The organism is Bacteroidota bacterium (genome assembly GCA_025059945.1).
Taxonomy (GTDB): Bacteria; Bacteroidota; Rhodothermia; order JANXDC01; family JANXDC01; genus JANXDC01.
This window is the reverse complement of record JANXDC010000012.1, coordinates 180,752-196,313: the sequence shown is the minus strand read 5'-3', so window position 1 is coordinate 196,313 and position 15,562 is coordinate 180,752. Positions and strand designations below refer to the sequence as shown.

General features: G+C 63.5%; 16 protein-coding genes. All 16 read left to right on the top strand.

Annotated elements, in window-relative coordinates; all coding sequences use genetic code 11:
* A partial coding sequence (locus tag NZ993_07865; GenBank protein ID MCS7155706.1) for a hypothetical protein occupies positions 1–198 on the top strand: 198 nt, incomplete at its 5' end.
* Between the two features lie 13 nt (positions 199–211).
* Positions 212–502 carry a 4a-hydroxytetrahydrobiopterin dehydratase gene (locus NZ993_07860; GenBank protein ID MCS7155705.1) on the top strand — a complete coding sequence of 97 codons (291 nt, stop codon included), beginning with the start codon at positions 212–214 and terminating at the stop codon, positions 500–502.
* 5 nt (positions 503–507) lie between these two features.
* Complete coding sequence (locus NZ993_07855) at positions 508–1,941, top strand: NADH-quinone oxidoreductase subunit N (GenBank protein MCS7155704.1); 1,434 nt, start codon at positions 508–510, stop codon at positions 1,939–1,941.
* Positions 1,942–1,953: 12 nt separating this feature from the next.
* Positions 1,954–3,621 carry a M28 family metallopeptidase gene (locus tag NZ993_07850; GenBank protein MCS7155703.1) on the top strand — a complete coding sequence of 556 codons (1,668 nt, stop codon included), beginning with the start codon at positions 1,954–1,956 and terminating at the stop codon, positions 3,619–3,621.
* 26 nt (positions 3,622–3,647) lie between these two features.
* Positions 3,648–4,667 (top strand): bifunctional oligoribonuclease/PAP phosphatase NrnA, encoded by a 1,020-nt coding sequence (locus NZ993_07845; GenBank protein MCS7155702.1) that lies wholly within the window; start codon positions 3,648–3,650, stop codon positions 4,665–4,667.
* 122 nt (positions 4,668–4,789) lie between these two features.
* Positions 4,790–6,088 (top strand): GWxTD domain-containing protein, encoded by a 1,299-nt coding sequence (locus NZ993_07840; protein ID MCS7155701.1) that lies wholly within the window; start codon positions 4,790–4,792, stop codon positions 6,086–6,088.
* A 30-nt stretch (positions 6,089–6,118) separates the two neighbouring features.
* Entirely contained in the window at positions 6,119–7,144 is a 1,026-nt protein-coding gene (gene pdxA, locus NZ993_07835) for a 4-hydroxythreonine-4-phosphate dehydrogenase PdxA (GenBank protein MCS7155700.1), read from the top strand.
* Entirely contained in the window at positions 7,141–7,893 is a 753-nt protein-coding gene (locus NZ993_07830; protein MCS7155699.1) for a class I SAM-dependent methyltransferase, read from the top strand. The genes pdxA and NZ993_07830 overlap by 4 nt, the downstream gene beginning before the upstream one ends.
* Positions 7,890–8,573, top strand: coding sequence for a cell division ATP-binding protein FtsE (gene ftsE, locus NZ993_07825; GenBank protein ID MCS7155698.1), 684 nt, complete (start codon positions 7,890–7,892; stop codon positions 8,571–8,573). The genes NZ993_07830 and ftsE overlap by 4 nt, the downstream gene beginning before the upstream one ends.
* The gene (locus NZ993_07820; protein ID MCS7155697.1) at positions 8,573–10,015 is read left to right on the top strand and encodes a polysaccharide deacetylase family protein; all 1,443 of its coding nucleotides are present in this window, start codon (positions 8,573–8,575) and stop codon (positions 10,013–10,015) included. The genes ftsE and NZ993_07820 overlap by 1 nt, the downstream gene beginning before the upstream one ends.
* 99 nt (positions 10,016–10,114) lie before the next feature.
* Complete coding sequence (locus NZ993_07815) at positions 10,115–10,621, top strand: hypothetical protein (protein ID MCS7155696.1); 507 nt, start codon at positions 10,115–10,117, stop codon at positions 10,619–10,621.
* A gap of 17 nt (positions 10,622–10,638) precedes the next feature.
* The gene (locus NZ993_07810; protein ID MCS7155695.1) at positions 10,639–11,163 is read left to right on the top strand and encodes an adenine phosphoribosyltransferase; all 525 of its coding nucleotides are present in this window, start codon (positions 10,639–10,641) and stop codon (positions 11,161–11,163) included.
* 45 nt (positions 11,164–11,208) lie between these two features.
* Complete coding sequence (locus NZ993_07805; protein MCS7155694.1) at positions 11,209–12,360, top strand: acyl-CoA dehydrogenase family protein; 1,152 nt, start codon at positions 11,209–11,211, stop codon at positions 12,358–12,360.
* A 41-nt stretch (positions 12,361–12,401) separates the two neighbouring features.
* Entirely contained in the window at positions 12,402–13,004 is a 603-nt protein-coding gene (locus tag NZ993_07800) for a sigma-70 family RNA polymerase sigma factor (protein MCS7155693.1), read from the top strand.
* Between the two features lie 38 nt (positions 13,005–13,042).
* Positions 13,043–13,921, top strand: a complete 879-nt coding sequence (locus NZ993_07795; protein ID MCS7155692.1) for a hypothetical protein — start codon at positions 13,043–13,045, stop codon at positions 13,919–13,921.
* Between the two features lie 84 nt (positions 13,922–14,005).
* The gene (locus tag NZ993_07790) at positions 14,006–15,559 is read left to right on the top strand and encodes a DUF1800 domain-containing protein (GenBank protein MCS7155691.1); all 1,554 of its coding nucleotides are present in this window, start codon (positions 14,006–14,008) and stop codon (positions 15,557–15,559) included.
* Positions 15,560–15,562 lie beyond the last annotated feature (3 nt).

Here is a 15,562-nt window from a genome sequence, read left to right as displayed (position 1 = left end):
CTGGGCGCCTGCCTGGGGGGCAACGGCACCTATATCGGGGCCTCTGCGAACGTGATCGTGGTGGGGCTGGCCGAACGGGCCCGTCATAAAATCACGTTCGTGGAGTTCTTCAAGTACGGTTTTCCGATCATGATCGGCACCGTGCTGGTTTCTACAGTCTACTTATATGTGCGATATTATTGGCTGCGCTGGTACTAACGCGGAGGACGGGATGGCGCGTCCCTTAGAGGGTGCCGAGTTAGAGGCTGCCTTAAGCCAGTTGCCGGGCTGGTCCATAGAGGGCGATCGGCTGGTGCGGGAATTTCGCTTTCGCAGTTTTCCAGAAGCCCTTTCGTTTCTTATCCGCGTCGGGTTCGCCGCCGAGCGGTTGGGCCATCATCCGGAGATCTACAACGTCTACGCCACGGTGCGCCTGCAGCTGTGCACGCACGAGGCGGGCAACCGCATCACGGAGCGCGACGTGGCTCTGGCGCGCGAGATCAACCGGTTTGCTTGGGTCTAGGCCCTATGAGCGCCATCGGACCCGATACCGTAGCCCTCATGCCCATGATCCTGCTCGCTCTAGGGGGGCTGTTGATCCTCCTGTGGGACGGTCTGCGGCAGGATAGCCCCGCCTTGTCCTGGATCGCCCTGCTGGTGCTGCTTGGTGCCGCTTTTTTGGAGGCCAATCGGCTCCAAGAGGGGCGCACGCTTTTCGGTGGGCTTCTGCGCGTGGGGGGATATGCGGCCTACGCGAGCGGGATCTTTCTGCTAGGGGGAGCCCTGACCGTGCTGCTTTCGCGGAGCTATCTGCCCAAAATCGGGCACGCCCACGGAGAGGTCTACGCGCTATTGCTTTTCGCGCTTGTGGGGATGATGGTCATGGCCTCCGCCAATGATCTTGTGCTCACCTTCTTGGGCCTGGAGACCATGTCCATAGCCCTGTACGTGCTTACGGGCCTGGCGCGTGAGGACGCGAAAGCCAACGAGGCGGCCATGAAGTACTTTCTTCTGGGCGCCTTCGCCACAGGATTTCTGCTCTACGGCATCGCGCTCCTGTACGGCACCACGGGGACCACGCGTCTGGATCTGATACCGGCCCGCATTCCGAATACGCCGCTCTTCTGGGTTGGCGTAGGGCTCCTGCTCGTAGGGTTGCTCTTTAAGATCGCCGCCGCCCCGTTTCACCTCTGGACCCCGGACGCCTACCAGGGCGCGCCCACGCCCATATCGGGCTTTATGGCGGCGGCCTCCAAGGCGGCCGCCATGAGCGTGCTACTGCTCGTCCTGGGGCATGGGTTAGGCGTGGTCTCGGCGCAATGGTCCAATCTCGTAGCCGCCGTAGCGGCCCTCACCCTGGTCGTGGGCAATGGCGCGGCGCTCGTGCAAGAGGAGTTAAAACGCCTGCTTGCCTACTCAAGCATCGCCCACGTAGGCTATGCCTTAGTGGGCCTGGCCGCGGCCAACGCGGCCGGTTACGCCGGGGTGCTCTTTTACCTCTTGGCCTACGCGGGGGCCGCGGGGGGGGCCTTTGGGGTGGTCGCCCTATGGGAGCGCCAGCTGGGCCGACAGCTTCCGCTGCGAGAGCTTGCGGGCATGGGATATCGGCATCCTTTTCTGAGCGGGCTTTTGGCCGTGTTTCTGCTGAGCCTGGTGGGCCTTCCCCCAACGGCTGGATTTATGGCCAAGTACGCCGTTTTCGCCGCCGCCGTGCAGGCCCAAAAAACCTGGCTGGCGCTTGTGGGGGTGATCACCAGCATGATCTCGGCCTACTACTATCTTCGGGTGCTGGTGCTCTTGTGGCGCCCGGAGGAGGCACAGTCGGCCCCGGGCTTCGGGCGCCTGGCTCCAGCGGCCCTAGCCCTAGCCGCGGCCCTTGTGCTTCTGCTGGGGCTTTGGCCTTCGGGGGTGCTCGAGCTCGTGCAGGGGTTTTTCGAGGACACTGGACTAGTATTGCGCTAAGCGGGAGGTACCATGAGGGGCTTTGTATGGATTTGCTTGCTCGGGGCGCCGCTCGGGCTAGTCCTGGGTTGCGGGCCTAGCCGGGAGGCGGACCTTGAAGGCGTGCTGGCCGGCTTTTCCGCCGACACGTTGGCCCGTCATATTCAGGTGCTCTCTAGCGACGCCTTTGAAGGCCGACGCCCCGGAACGCGGGGCGAAACGCTCACGGTCCGGTACGTGGAGTCGGTCTTCCGTCGTTTGGGCCTGGAGCCCGGCAATCCGAACGGCACCTACGTGCAGGAGGTGCCCCTGGTGGCGATTACCACGGATCCGGGCTCGGCTCTTGTGCGTTTCGTCCGCGGCGGACGCCGATTGGATTTGGCCTACGCCGATGAGGTCGTCGTCAACACCCGACAAGTGCGCGACAGCGTGCGCCTGGAGAACGCCGAGGTCGTCTTCGTAGGCTATGGCGTAAACGCCCCCGAGGTCGGCTGGAACGACTACAAGACAGATGTGCGCGGCAAGGTTGTGCTCGTGCTCATCAACGACCCGGATTACGAAACGGCTGACAGCAGCCGCTTCCGCGGCAAGGCTATGACTTACTACGGCCGCTGGACCTACAAGTTCGAGGAGGCCTCCCGGCAAGGTGCGGCCGCCTGCTTCATCATCCACGAGGAGGGCCCAGCCGGCTACCCCTGGGCTACGGTGCGCAACTCTTGGACCGGGCCCCAGTTCAACCTGGAAAGCCCAGATGGCAACGCAAGCCGGGTGCCGCTTGAAGGGTGGATCACCTGGGAAAAGGCCCGGGAGCTGTTCCGCTTAGCCGGCTTGGATCTAGACGCGCTCAAAAGCCAGGCCCAGAGCCCCGATTTTAGGCCTGTTTCGCTGGGAGGTGTTCGCTTCACAGGCCAAGTGCGCACCCGCATCGAGCGCGTACGCAGCCGGAACGTGATCGCCAAGCTCACCGGCTCTAAGCGGCCCGAGGAATACGTGCTGTACGTGGCCCACTGGGATCACCTGGGGCGCGATACGACCCTGCAAGGAGACCAGATCTTCAACGGGGCCGTGGACAACGCCTCCGGAACCGCGGGCCTTCTGGAGCTGGCCCGCGCCTTCGCCCGACTGCGACACCGCCCGGAGCGCACGGTGCTCTTTTTGGCCGTGACCGCCGAGGAACAGGGCCTCCTGGGCTCGGCGTACTACGCGGAAAACCCCCTCTATCCCCTGGCCCAAACCGTGGCCGTGCTGAATCTAGACGGCATGAACGTCTACGGCCGTACGCGCGACCTTGTGGTGATCGGATACGGGCAAAACGAGCTAGAGGACATGGCCCTGCCCATCGTCCAAAAGCAAGGCCGCCAGGTGCGCCCGGACCCCGAGCCGGAGAAGGGCTTTTACTACCGCTCCGATCACTTCAGCTTCGCCAAAAAGGGCGTGCCCGCCTTCTACGCCGAAGGCGGGGAGGCGTACGTGGGCAAGCCCGAGGGCTACGGCCGTGAAGTGCGGGCCCGCTACACGGCCGAACGCTACCACAGGCCGCAAGACGAGTTCGATCCCGCCTGGGATCTGAGTGGAGCCGTAGAGGATCTGCAGCTCTACTTTGAACTCGGCTGGCGTCTGGCGAATTCGGCTCAGTGGCCCAACTGGAAGCCGGGCTCCGAGTTCAAGGCCATACGAGATGCCATGCGCCGGCCCGCGTAAAGGGGTCCGAGGGGACGGTCCCACTTATGCCCGATGAAGCCCTTCGGCGGGTGCGCGCTCTTTTGGAGCAGGCCCGCAGCCTGCTGCTTACCACCCACGTGCGGCCCGATGGCGACGCGCTGGGCTCGGAGGTGGGGCTGGCCCTGTTTCTGCGTTCCCTGGGAAAGCACGTGCGCATTCTAAACTGCGACGATCCCCCTCCGAACCTATCCTGGTTGGGAGCGTTTTTCCCGTTGGAGCGTTACAGGGGCGAGCCAGAGGAGCAGATGGCCGTCCGCGAGGCCGACCTGATTGTGGTCTTGGACGTCAACGCGCTTCACAGGCTGGAGGAGCTAGCCGAGCCCGTGCGGACGAGCCCCGCCGGCAAGGTGGTGATCGATCATCACCTGGATCCGGAGCCCTTCTTCCAGGCCGCCTACATCCGGTCTGAGGCCGCGGCCACGTGCGAACTCGTCTTTGATGTGTTAGAGGCCTGGGATCCGGATCGCATCGATCAGGCTTGTGCTACCGCCTTGTATACAGGCCTTATGACCGATACAGGTTCCTTTCGATACGATTCCGTAACCCCGCGCGTGCACGAAATCGCGGCCGAGCTTCTGCGACGGGGCTGCAGGCCGGCTGCGATCCACGAGCGCATCTTCGATCAGCAGCGGCCGGAGACGTTGCGTCTGCTAGGCCATGTGCTCGGAAGCGTCGAAGTGCACAAGGGCGGTAGGTTTTCGCTTCTAGCTGTGCGGCGCTGGATGTTGGAGGAAACGGGGGCCGATTACGCAGATATTGAGGGCTTCGTGAACTACGGACTGTCCCTGCGGGGCGTGGAGGCCACGGTGCTCATGGTTGAGCATCCGGACTACATCCGGCTCAGCTTCCGCTCCAAGACTACTTATCCCGTAAACGAGTGGGCGAAGCTCTTCGGAGGCGGAGGGCATCGGAACGCGGCCGGGGGCAGAAGCCTCCTCTCTTGGGAGGCGACGCGCCAGCGCCTGCTGGAGACCTTTGCGCTCTTTGAGCCGCAACCGGCCTCAGGTGATCTGGGCCAGTCGTAAGCCTGGGCGGTAACCACGGCGCGGTGGCCTCGTCATACATACCGACGCCCATGCGACGCCGAACGTGGATAAGCCTTTTGGCCTTGTGTTGGGTCGGTTTTGCGCGGGCGCAGGAGCGCCCGATGCCCGTTCCCCTTGAGCGGGGCTGGCTCACCCCCTGGAGCTGGCCTGTAGGTTCGGACTCGGTCGCCTTGGGGGTAGGCTGGCGCATTCCGTATCGGGGGCTTCCGTTTCTGCGACAAGCCGACGGCCGCTACCGCGCAGAGCTGGAGCTGCGTCTAGAGGTGCGCATGGGCCCAGCGTCTCTTCCGGAGCCTGTGCGCGCGCCTTGGGACGGCTCCTCTGCCCGCGCCATGGCCTCGGACGGGCCGGCTTCAGCAAGGCGCGCCGCGGTGCGTCCGGCTCTGCTAGAGCTTTCCTGGACGCAGCTTCTGTGGGCCTCTACGTACGCCGAAACCCAAGATGCGGGGCGCTTCGCCATGGGCTTTCGCCTGCTGGGCCGCTTTGCGCCGGGCCGATACAGCGTCTTGATGCGCTGGCGCGATCCCATCTCGGGCCAAGGCGGAGCCCTCCAGGCCTCCGTGGAGGCGCACCCCTCCATAAGCTCCCCGCTATGGGCGGAGCCGGGCCCTGACCCGGAGGCGCGCACGCTGCTCCTTTTGGGGTCAGCCGAGGTGCCCTTCGCCCGTTCGGTGCGGGCCCTGTGGACGCTGCGCGGTCCCTTGCCCCAGGAGGGGGTGCAGGTCCAGCTATTCCGACTGGCCCGCGCGCGCGATACCGTAGGCCTGTTGGAGCGCAGCCTCCTTCTTCGCCCACGACCGGGGGCCTGGCGCGTGGACTCGTTAGGGGTGGCTCATCTGGAGTCTGTCCCAGACAGCTGGGCTCTGGAGGCCGATCTGGAGGGGGAGAAGCTTGAGCTCAACACGACGTATCGAGTCCAGCTGCGCTGGCGCGATCCGCAGACGGGACGCGCTGAGGTCCGGTCTTGGATCCTTCGGCCCTATTGGCTCGACATGCCCGCTGTGCTTTGGGATCCGGAGCTCTCCGTAGAGGTCTTACGCTACATCGCCTCTGAGGAGCTGTGGCGTTCCATCCGCCGCGCCCGTGGCCCGGATCGCTGGGAGCGCTTTCTGGCCTTTTGGCGTGAACGCGACCCCAGCCCTGAGACAGCCTATAACGAGCTCATGGTCGAATTTTATCGGCGCGTTCAAGAGGCGCAGGATCGCTTTAGCACCCCTCGGACACCTGGGTGGCGATCGGACCGGGGCCGAATTTATATTACCTATGGACCGCCAGCTCGCATAGAGCGCCGCTACCCTCCTGGAAGGCCGGCCGAAGAGATCTGGTACTATCCGGATCGGGGCCTGGAGTTCGTTTTCGTGGCCACCTCCTCGGTTGGGGACTTCGAGCTGCGCCGTTAAGCCGGCGGCCCTAGTTGGACGCGCACCCGTATGCCCGAAAAACCTCGCCTGGCCATCACCCTGGGGGATTATAACGGCATAGGCCCTGAGGTCATCCTCAAGGTTCTGACCGATCCCCGGCATTATCAGTTCTACACCCCGATCGTGTTCGGCTCCGAAGCGGTGTTGCGCTTCTACGCTGTGCTATTGGGCATGGAGGACATCAGCATCCGCCGCATCCGGAGTTTTGAGGAGGCCGACTCAAGCGGCGCGCTTTTGGTCTGGGATGTGTTAGAGGACCTCTCCCCGAAGCCCGAGCCCGGACGTGTATCCGCAGAGGCCGGGCGCGCCGCCATGCGCGCTCTGGAACAGGCCCTTCGGGCCTGCCAAGAGGGGCATTGCGCGGCCTTGGTTACGGCCCCCATCTCCAAGGAGGCCATTCACCAAGCAGGCTACGGCTATCCCGGGCACACCGAGTATTTGGCCGAAAAGCTGGGCGTGGAGCGCTATCTGATGCTCATGGTCTGGCGCCAGCTACGCATGGCCATGGTGAGCGTGCACGCACCCCTGCGCCGCGTGCCCGAGGAGATCTCCGCGGCCCGCATCCTGGATCGGCTGGAGCTCCTGGATCAAAGCTTGCGTCGCGACTGGGGGATCGCGCGTCCGAAGATCGCTGTGCTTGCGCTCAACCCCCATGCGGGCGACGGAGGCCTTCTGGGCCAAGAGGAGCTAGAGGTGATCGCCCCAGCCCTTGAGGAGGCCCGACAGCGAGGCATATTGGCCTTCGGACCTTTTCCGGCCGATGGGTTTTTCGCCACCGCCGCCTACCGGCGCTATGACGCCGTGTTGGCCATGTATCATGATCAAGCCCAGATCCCTTTTAAGATCCTGGCCTTCTACGAGGGGGTCAACTACACGGCCGGGCTGCCGATCATCCGCACCTCCCCCGATCACGGAACGGCCTTCGATATCGCGGGTAAGGGCCTGGCGCGCCCCGATAGCCTTCATGCGGCCCTGCACTTAGCTTTGGAGCTCATCCGGCGCCGACAGGCTGCCTTGACATCGCCCTCATCGTGAATCCGGTTGGCCCGTATACCGTTTTAGCCCACGTTTACGACTACGTCATGCGGGGTGTGCCGTATGAACTCTGGGCCGCGTATATAGTCGGTATACTGGAACGGTACGCGCCGGAGGCAAGACGTCTTGTTGAGTTTGGATGCGGCACAGGCTCCCTCGCCTTGGCTTTGGAAGCCTACGGTTATGAAGTCTGGGGGGTGGACGCCTCGGCGGCCATGCTGAGCGTGGCGCGGGCCAAGGCACAGGTTTGGGGATCGCAGGTTCGATGGGTTCAAGCCGACGTGCGCAAGCTCAGCGGGCGTGCGCTTCCGAAGGCCGATGTCGCGCTGATGCTGCACGATGGGCTCAACTACCTGCTTACGACCGAGGAGCTCGCCCGCGCGCTGCGCAACATGGCACGCTGCCTGTGGCCCGGCGGGGTGTTGCTTTTCGACGTCAGCACACCGGAGAATTCCCGACGTCATGCGCATGAGCTGGATGAAGTGGTGCAGAACCCGGATTTCACGTATCGGCGCCTAAACACGTTCGAATCGGAGAAGCGGCTGCATCGGACGCGCTTTGAGATCTATTATGAGGGCTCTTGGTGGGTCGAGGAGCACCTAGAACGGGCCTATACGCAAGATGAGATCGATGCCGTGCTGGGACGGCTGCCAGAGCTCACGCTGCTGGAGAGGTGGGAGGAGTTTACCCACAGCTCTCCTGGGCCCGATGCGGAACGGCTCTTGTACGTAGCACGCCGAACCCCATGAGCGCAGCTCCGATCATCGTATTGGACCGGGTGCGGGCCGGCTATGAGGGCAGGCCCGTGCTGCAGGACGTTTCCCTGCGGCTGGAGCGGGGCGAGTTTTGCTATCTCATCGGGCCCACCGGATCTGGCAAATCCACCCTGCTTAAGCTGCTTTACATGGACCTCAAGCCCATGGCCGGGCTTGTGCAGGTGGGCCCGTTCCGATCCGATACGATCCGCCCTAGGCAGATCCCCTATCTAAGGCGCCGAATGGGGATCGTTTTTCAGGACTTCCAGCTGCTCCCGGACCGCTCGGTTTTCGAGAACGTGGCCTTCCCCTTCTACGTGACGGGCCGATCGGGCCGCCAGATGCGGGAGCGCGTACTCGGGCTGCTGGCCATGGTGGGGCTTTCGCACAAGCGGCACCGGATGCCCCATGAGCTCTCAGGCGGCGAACAACAGCGCGTGGCCATAGCCCGAGCCCTAGCGCATGATCCGGAGATCTTGCTGGCCGACGAGCCCACGGGAAACCTAGACCCCCATGTCTCCGAAGACATCATGCGCATTCTGGCGAACATCCACAAACGCGGGGTCACGGTGTTCATGGCCACGCACGATTACACGATGGTGCGCCGCTTTCCGGCCCGTACGGTGGCGCTTGTGGACGGACGCCTGGTCGAGGTGAACCCCAAGGTGCTCTGATGCCCACTACCTGGGCGAGCTTGCCCGTGCATTTGGACGTGCCGGCTGCCTTCGAGCCCAAGGCGTTGCTGGGCCTAGAGGCCCTGCTCTTGCCCTTAGGCCTTCGCCCCGTGCGCGCCCGCCCTGATCAGGGCCGACGCGGGCTCTATTACGGTCCAGAGGAGCCGGACTGGGAGGCTGGGCTCTGCATCCGAGCTCGGCCTGAGACGTGGGCCTACTTTGAACGCCTTGCGCCTTATCCGACGGAGTGGCTCTGCTACTGGGAGCGCGTTCCGGTCCTCTTCGGCCTTCCTGTGGCGCGGCTTGCGGGCGAGGTCTGGTATACGGAGTTGGATCTCATCGCTTCGGCCTTCTTCTGGGTCTCCGGATGGCAGGAGTACGCAAGCCCGGAGCGTGATCAGCACGGCCGCTTTCCGTACCGGGCCAGTTTGCAGGCCCGCATGGGATGGGTCGAGCGCCCCCTGGTCAACGAATACGCTCGGCTTCTGGGAAGCTGGCTTGACTCGGTTGGTCTCTCTGCGCCGGGCCTTCGTTGGCGGGGGTGCGGATGGGCCCTTGTGCTCAGCCACGATATCGACTACTTGCGCAAATGGCGCCCCGGAATGATCTACAGGGAGCTGATCTGGCATTTCCTGCAGAACCGGCGCCGACTGCGATGGTCAGACCGCATAGGGCGCTTAAGGGCGTTTTTGCGCGATTGGCTGCGGGCCGGCGATGTGATGCGGGAATCTTTAGAGCGCATATGGGCGCTGGAGCGCTCTTGGGGGGTTCGGGCGACGTATTTTTTTAAAACGGGCGCCCGCGACAAGCGGGATGTCGGCTATTCGCACCGCTCTAGATACCTCAAAGGCCTCATAGCCGGTCTATTGCGGGAGGGTTTCGAGGTAGGCCTGCATCCCAGCTACCGTGCCCACGACCGGGCCGATTACATGCGCCAGGAACGCGATCGGCTGCTGCGCCTCCTGCAGCGGAGCGAGCCTCGGGCCGAGCTGCGCGCGGTGCGGCAGCATTTTCTGCGCCTTGCGCTGCCGGAAACGTTTCGCATTCAGGTCGCTCTGGGCTTCGCCTGGGATGCGACGTTGGGATTTGCCGAGCGGGAGGGCTTTCGCCGGGCCTGCGCCACCCCGTTTCGGATCTTCGACGTGCCCGCAAACCGCATCTTGCCCCTCTGGGAGTTCCCTCTGCTCCTAATGGACAGCACGCTCTTCGACTACCGCAAGCTGTCCGCGCAAGAGGCCCTGGAGTCGACCTTGCGCCTCTATGAGATCACGCGCTCCGCGGGCGGCGTGGCCGTAAGCCTATGGCACAACGTGCTCTACGACCCGTTGGACTATCCCGGATGGGGAGAGGTTTTCGAGCGGAGCACCCTGTGGGCAATAGCGCACGGGGCCTTCGTCGGGAGCCTGGCCGAGGTGGCGGCCGAACTTGAGGGCTGGCCCTAAAGACCAGGTTTGACGGCGCCTGCGGGCGCGCCGTACCTTGCGGTCGCTATGGGAGGCGGGTTGCGATTTGGGCTGTTTTGCGTAGCACTTTTAAGCGCCATGCAAGCGCAGGCCGACGTGCACGGCCCGGCGGCTGTGCTACCCACAGGGCAAGCTACGCTGACTAGCGTAAGCCGGCTTCAGCTCCAGAAGCTGCGCCTGTGGCTTTTTCTGCGCGCCGATCTGGGGCTAGCTCAGGGGCTGGAGCTGGGAGTGCGTTGGGGTATGCCCACAGGCGGAAATCCGTACGTGGGCGCGCAAGCCAAGGTGCGCTTGCTCGAAGGCGCGCGCGGAGCGCTGAGCGCAGGGGGCGGGGCGCACTATTACGAACGTCCGGCCTTGGAGGCCTTTTTACGCGCCCAGGCGAACCTGCGCCCCCTTTGGCTGTGGGCCGGTCTAGAGGCGAACGTGGAGCTACTGGAGACGGCCAACCGTGTGCCGCTGTGGCTGTATGCGGGCCTATCTGTACCCGTTTCGCCTACGGCCGAGTTTGTTGCGGAATACGACCTGTATCGGGCGGGCTTCCCAAGGGCCGGCTTGAATCTGGGCTTGCGATTCTGGTTTTGACCCGGGAGGTACCCCATATGACCCTTGCCGAACAGCTGCGGGCGGAGATCCGCAACGTCCCCGACTTCCCTAAGCCGGGGATTCAGTTCAAGGACATCACGACCGTGCTAAAACAAGGGCCCCTGTTTCGGGCCGTAGCCGACGCCCTGTACGAACTCTGGCAATCCGAACGCGTCGATAAGGTGGTCTCCATCGAATCGCGCGGTTTTGTTTACGGCTCTGTTTTGGCTTATCGCTTTGGAGCCGGATTCGTGATGGCCCGAAAGCGAGGCAAGCTGCCCGCTGAGACCGTTGCGGTCGAGTACGCCTTGGAATATGGCACGGATGCCATAGAAATCCATGCTGACGCCATCCTGCCAGGGGAGCGGGTGCTGGTGCACGACGATGTGATCGCTACGGGCGGAACGGCCGCCGCCACGGTGGCGTTAGTGGAAAAGATGGGAGGGTATGTGGTGGGCTGCTGCTTTTTGGTGGAGCTCGCTGATCTACGCGGCCGCGAGCGGCTGTCGGGCTACAGGGTAACGTCACTTGTGAGCTTTTGAGGTGGGAGTGACGAGATGACACAACTGGAGCTAGCCACAACGGGACTGCAGCTGGAGCTGACAGAGAACCAGCGTATGATTCGGGACATGGTGCGCCGCTTCGCCGAAGAGCGCGTGCGCCCCATGATCCGCACCTATGACGAGACGCAGCGCTTCCCCCATGAGCTGTTTCAAGAGCTGGGCGAGCTGGGCCTACTGGGCGTGCTTGTGCCGACTGAATACGGCGGAGCGGGGCTGAGCTACCACGAATACGTAGTGGCTATCCTGGAGCTAGCCCGGATCGACGGATCGGTTGCGCTCTCGATGGCCGCGCACAACTCCCTGTGCACGGGGCACATTCTGCAATTTGGCTCCGAGGAGCAGAAACGGCGCTACCTGCCCAAGTTGGCCTCTGGTCAGTGGCTTGGTGCTTGGGGGCTTACCGAACCCAACTCCGGCTCCGATGCGGCCGCCCTGCGCACCACAGCCCTCTGGGATGGCGAGGCCTGGGTGCTCAACGGCTCCAAGACCTTCATCACGCACGCGCACGTCGGACAAGTGTCTGTGGTGATGGCGCGTGCAACCGGCGGCCCTCAGGGAGAGGAGGGCGGAATCACGGCTTTCATCGTCGAAAAGGGTACGCCCGGCTTCCGAGCGGGCAAAAAGGAGGACAAGCTCGGCATGCGCTCCTCCGAAACAGGGGAGCTGTTGTTTGACAACTGTCGCATCCCGGATGCCCAGCGCATAGGCCCCGTGGGCGAGGGCTTTCGGCAGGCCATGGAGGTCTTGGATGGAGGGCGCATCTCGATCGCTGCCCTCTCGCTCGGGATCGCGCAGGGGGCCTTCGAGGCCGCTTTCCGCTACGCCCTGCAGCGTCGCCAGTTCGGAAGGCCCCTTTATGAGTTTCAAGCCATTCAGTTTAAGCTGGCCGACATGGCCACGGAGATCGAAGCCGCCTGGCTGCTTACGATGAAAGCGGCCGCTCTTAAAGATCGCGGCCATAAGACCACGTTAGAGTCCTCCATGGCTAAATTATATGCCAGCGAGGTGGCCGTACGTGTGGCCAATGAGGCCGTGCAGATCTTGGGTGGCTACGGGTACGTAAAGGACTTTCCCGTCGAAAAACATTACCGCGATGCGAAGCTTTGCACGATCGGAGAGGGCACAAGCGAGATCCAGCGCCTGGTGATCGCGCGGCAGTTGTTGAAGAGGCTCTGAAGTTTTCCCGACCGCAACGTCGGGCTCGCCTTGGGGTGGTCGTGCACGAAGAACAGCAGCCCTCCTCTTCTCGGCTTGAGGATGAACGTTGGATCACTGAAGCGCTCGCAGGCCATCAGGAGGCCTACGAGCAGTTGATGCGCAAATACCGGGGGGCGATTGCCCATCATATCTATAGGCTGGTGCGCGATCGCGCGGAGCTCGAAGACCTGGTGCAGGAGGTCTTCATCAAAGCCTTCCAGTCCCTGAGCGCTTTTCGACAGAACTTCGCCTTCTCTACGTGGCTATACCGCATCGCCACCAATCACGCCATCGATTACCTGCGCCGCAAAAAGCTTCCTTTGAGCTCCCTTCAGGGTTCGGACCCAAACGGGGAGCGCGAGCTGGAGTTCGCGGATCCCGATCACCGGCCAGACCGGGTGCTATGGGAGGAGGAGCGACGCCGCATCATTCAAGAGGCCATCGAACGGCTTCCTCCGAAGTACCGGCAGGTCATCATTATGCGCCATCAGCAGGAGCTCTCTTACGAGGAGATCGCCCGTCAGCTGGAGCTGCCCCTGGGGACGGTCAAGGCGCATATCTTTCGAGCCCGGGAGTTGTTGTATCGGTACCTGCGCGCCCATTGGGACCAACTCTTCCCGTAGCCCGCAACTTGGTCTTGCCGGTGCACGTAAGAGCGTATGTGCGTCGCGCAGCGATTCTTCTGGCGAGCTTGAGCCTAAGTTGGGGGCTTGCCGTTGAACTCAAGGCGCAGCCTCCGCGGCGCTTTGGGGAGCGCATCCCCCGCGGATCGGAGCGCGCCCTTGAGGCGCGTCTGGAGATCGCCCTGGGACGGGTCTGGATCGCCCCCGGCTCGGGACAAGAGGTCTTCTCGGGCGACGTGCTGTTGGAGCACCTTTCGCTGCAGCCCCGCGTGCAGTACCGCCTTGTCGACGGGGTGGGCAAGCTTTGGGTGGGACTTGAGGACGAACGTGGGCGTGAGGGTATCCACCTGGGCCTGCGCGATCTGTTGCGTCCCGCAAAGGCGACGTGGCGTCTGAGCCTGCCAAGAGGGTTGCCTACGGATCTGGAGCTATCCTTGGCCGCAGCCCAAGCGAACCTGGAGCTAGGGGGGCTAGCGATCAAAAACCTGCAAATAGAGTCCGGCGCGAGCGCCCTTGTGCTGCGGTTTTCCGAGCCCAATCCCATGGAGTGCGACCTAGTGTCCCTGCGCTTGGGGGTATCGGATCTGAAGGGGCACGCCCTGGGCAACGCACGGGCCCGTCGGTATCGCGTGGAGGTGGGGATGGGAAGCCTGGAGTTGGATCTGTCCGGGGCCTTGCCGGAGGAGGTCGAACTGCGCATTCAGGCGGGCATGGGGAGCCTGACGCTTCAGCTTCCCCGGGATCGGCGTGTTGAACTGCGGACCTCGCCTCATTTTCTGCAACGCTTGCATCTTCCCCCCGGATTCGTTCAACAGGGCTCGATCTGGATACACGCCCCCGAACGGGCTAGAGGGATGCTGCGTCTTGAAATCGAAGCTTCTCTAGGCGCCATCACCTTGCGCTGGGCTGAACCGTGAGGCCTCTCTGAAGGGGGCTATTAAACCGCGAAGCCCTCTTTGTCGCCTAATGCGCGTGCTCCCCTGGAGGAGGAGGTGTTGTGTATGCCCACGCCGGAAGCGTTGCTTGCCGCTTCAATGCAGGAGCCTGCGGAGCGCGTCGCCGAAGATCCGAAGGTTCGGGCCGCCTTGGTGACCTGGGAGCCCCCGGCTCCGCTGCAGACCGCAGGGGGGCTTGAGCCCTATGTCCCCGATTCTAGCCGGCCTTGGAATTGGGAACGGGCGGCCCACCTGTTGCGTCGCGTCGGGATAGGTCCCCGACGTTCCGAAATCCTATGGGCCTACGAGTACGGGCGCACACATGGCATCACGGCCCTTGTGGACGCCCTGTTAGCGCCCTCGCCTATGCCCAACCCCCCGGGATCGTGGGCTCTTGAGCCCCCGCAGAGCCTTCGGGGGCTGAGCCAGCAAGAGGTCCAGGCCATTCAGGCTCAATGGCGCACCTGGCTTGGCGAATTGCGCGCCTGGTGGATCACCCAGATGCGCCAGCAGGGGCTGAACATCCGAGAGCGCATGGTGTTGTTTTGGGCCAACCACTTCGTCGTCGAGGCTTCCAAGGTGCAGATCCCGCACTACCTATATGGGCTGTTGGATCTATTTCGGCGGCAGGCGCTGGGCAATGTCAAGGAACTCACCAAGGCCGTGGGCAAGACCCCGGCTATGCTCATATACCTGGATGGCGTTCAGAGCCGGGCGGGCAACCCCAACGAGAACTACGCGCGCGAGCTCTTGGAGCTTTTCACCATGGGCATAGGCCACTACACGGAGCAGGACGTCGTAGAGGCCGCGCGCGCCTTTACAGGCTGGTATATCGATGGGCTTGAGGGTCGTCTGAACCCCCAGCGATTTGATGCGGGCACGAAGACCTTCTTGGGCCGGACCGGACCGTGGACGGCCGACGATATCGTGGAGATCATCTTCGAACAGCCCGTTACGGCGCGCTTTCTCTGCCGAAAGCTCTATCGGCACTTCGTCTACGTGACCCCCAACGAGGACATCGTCGAGGGCCTAGCCCAGATCATGCGAGCGCACCAGTACGAGCTGCGGCCTGTGCTGCGCGCGCTCTTAAGCAGCGCCCATTTCTTCGAGGAGGCCGTCATGGGGGCGCAGATCAAAAGCCCCGTGGAGGCCATAGTCGGGGCGGCGCGCGCTCTTGAGCTGCCCGCAGGCGTTGAAGCCTTTCTTTATGATGCCTGTCGGCAGGCCGGACAAGATCTGCTCGATCCGCCCGACGTGGCCGGATGGCCGGGATACCGCTCCTGGATCAGCACCACGACGCTGCCGATTCGCTGGCGCGCCACAGATGGCCTCATCGACGGCCGCACGCTGCGAGGGACGCGCCTGTCGGCCCGGGCTGACCTGTTGCGGCTGGTTCGAACCCAGATCAGCCAACCCCAGGATGCCGAAACGCTGGTGCGTGAACTGGTCGGCTGGCTCTGGGGTCTAGCTCCTTCCGTAGATCGATTGAGAATGCTTCTGGAGGTACTCTTGCAGGGGATCCCCGCCTATGAGTGGGGGCTTGATAAGCCAGGCGCTGAATTGCGCCTTCAGGGCCTGGTGAAGTATCTGCTGCGTCAACCCGAATACCAGCTCACCTAGAAG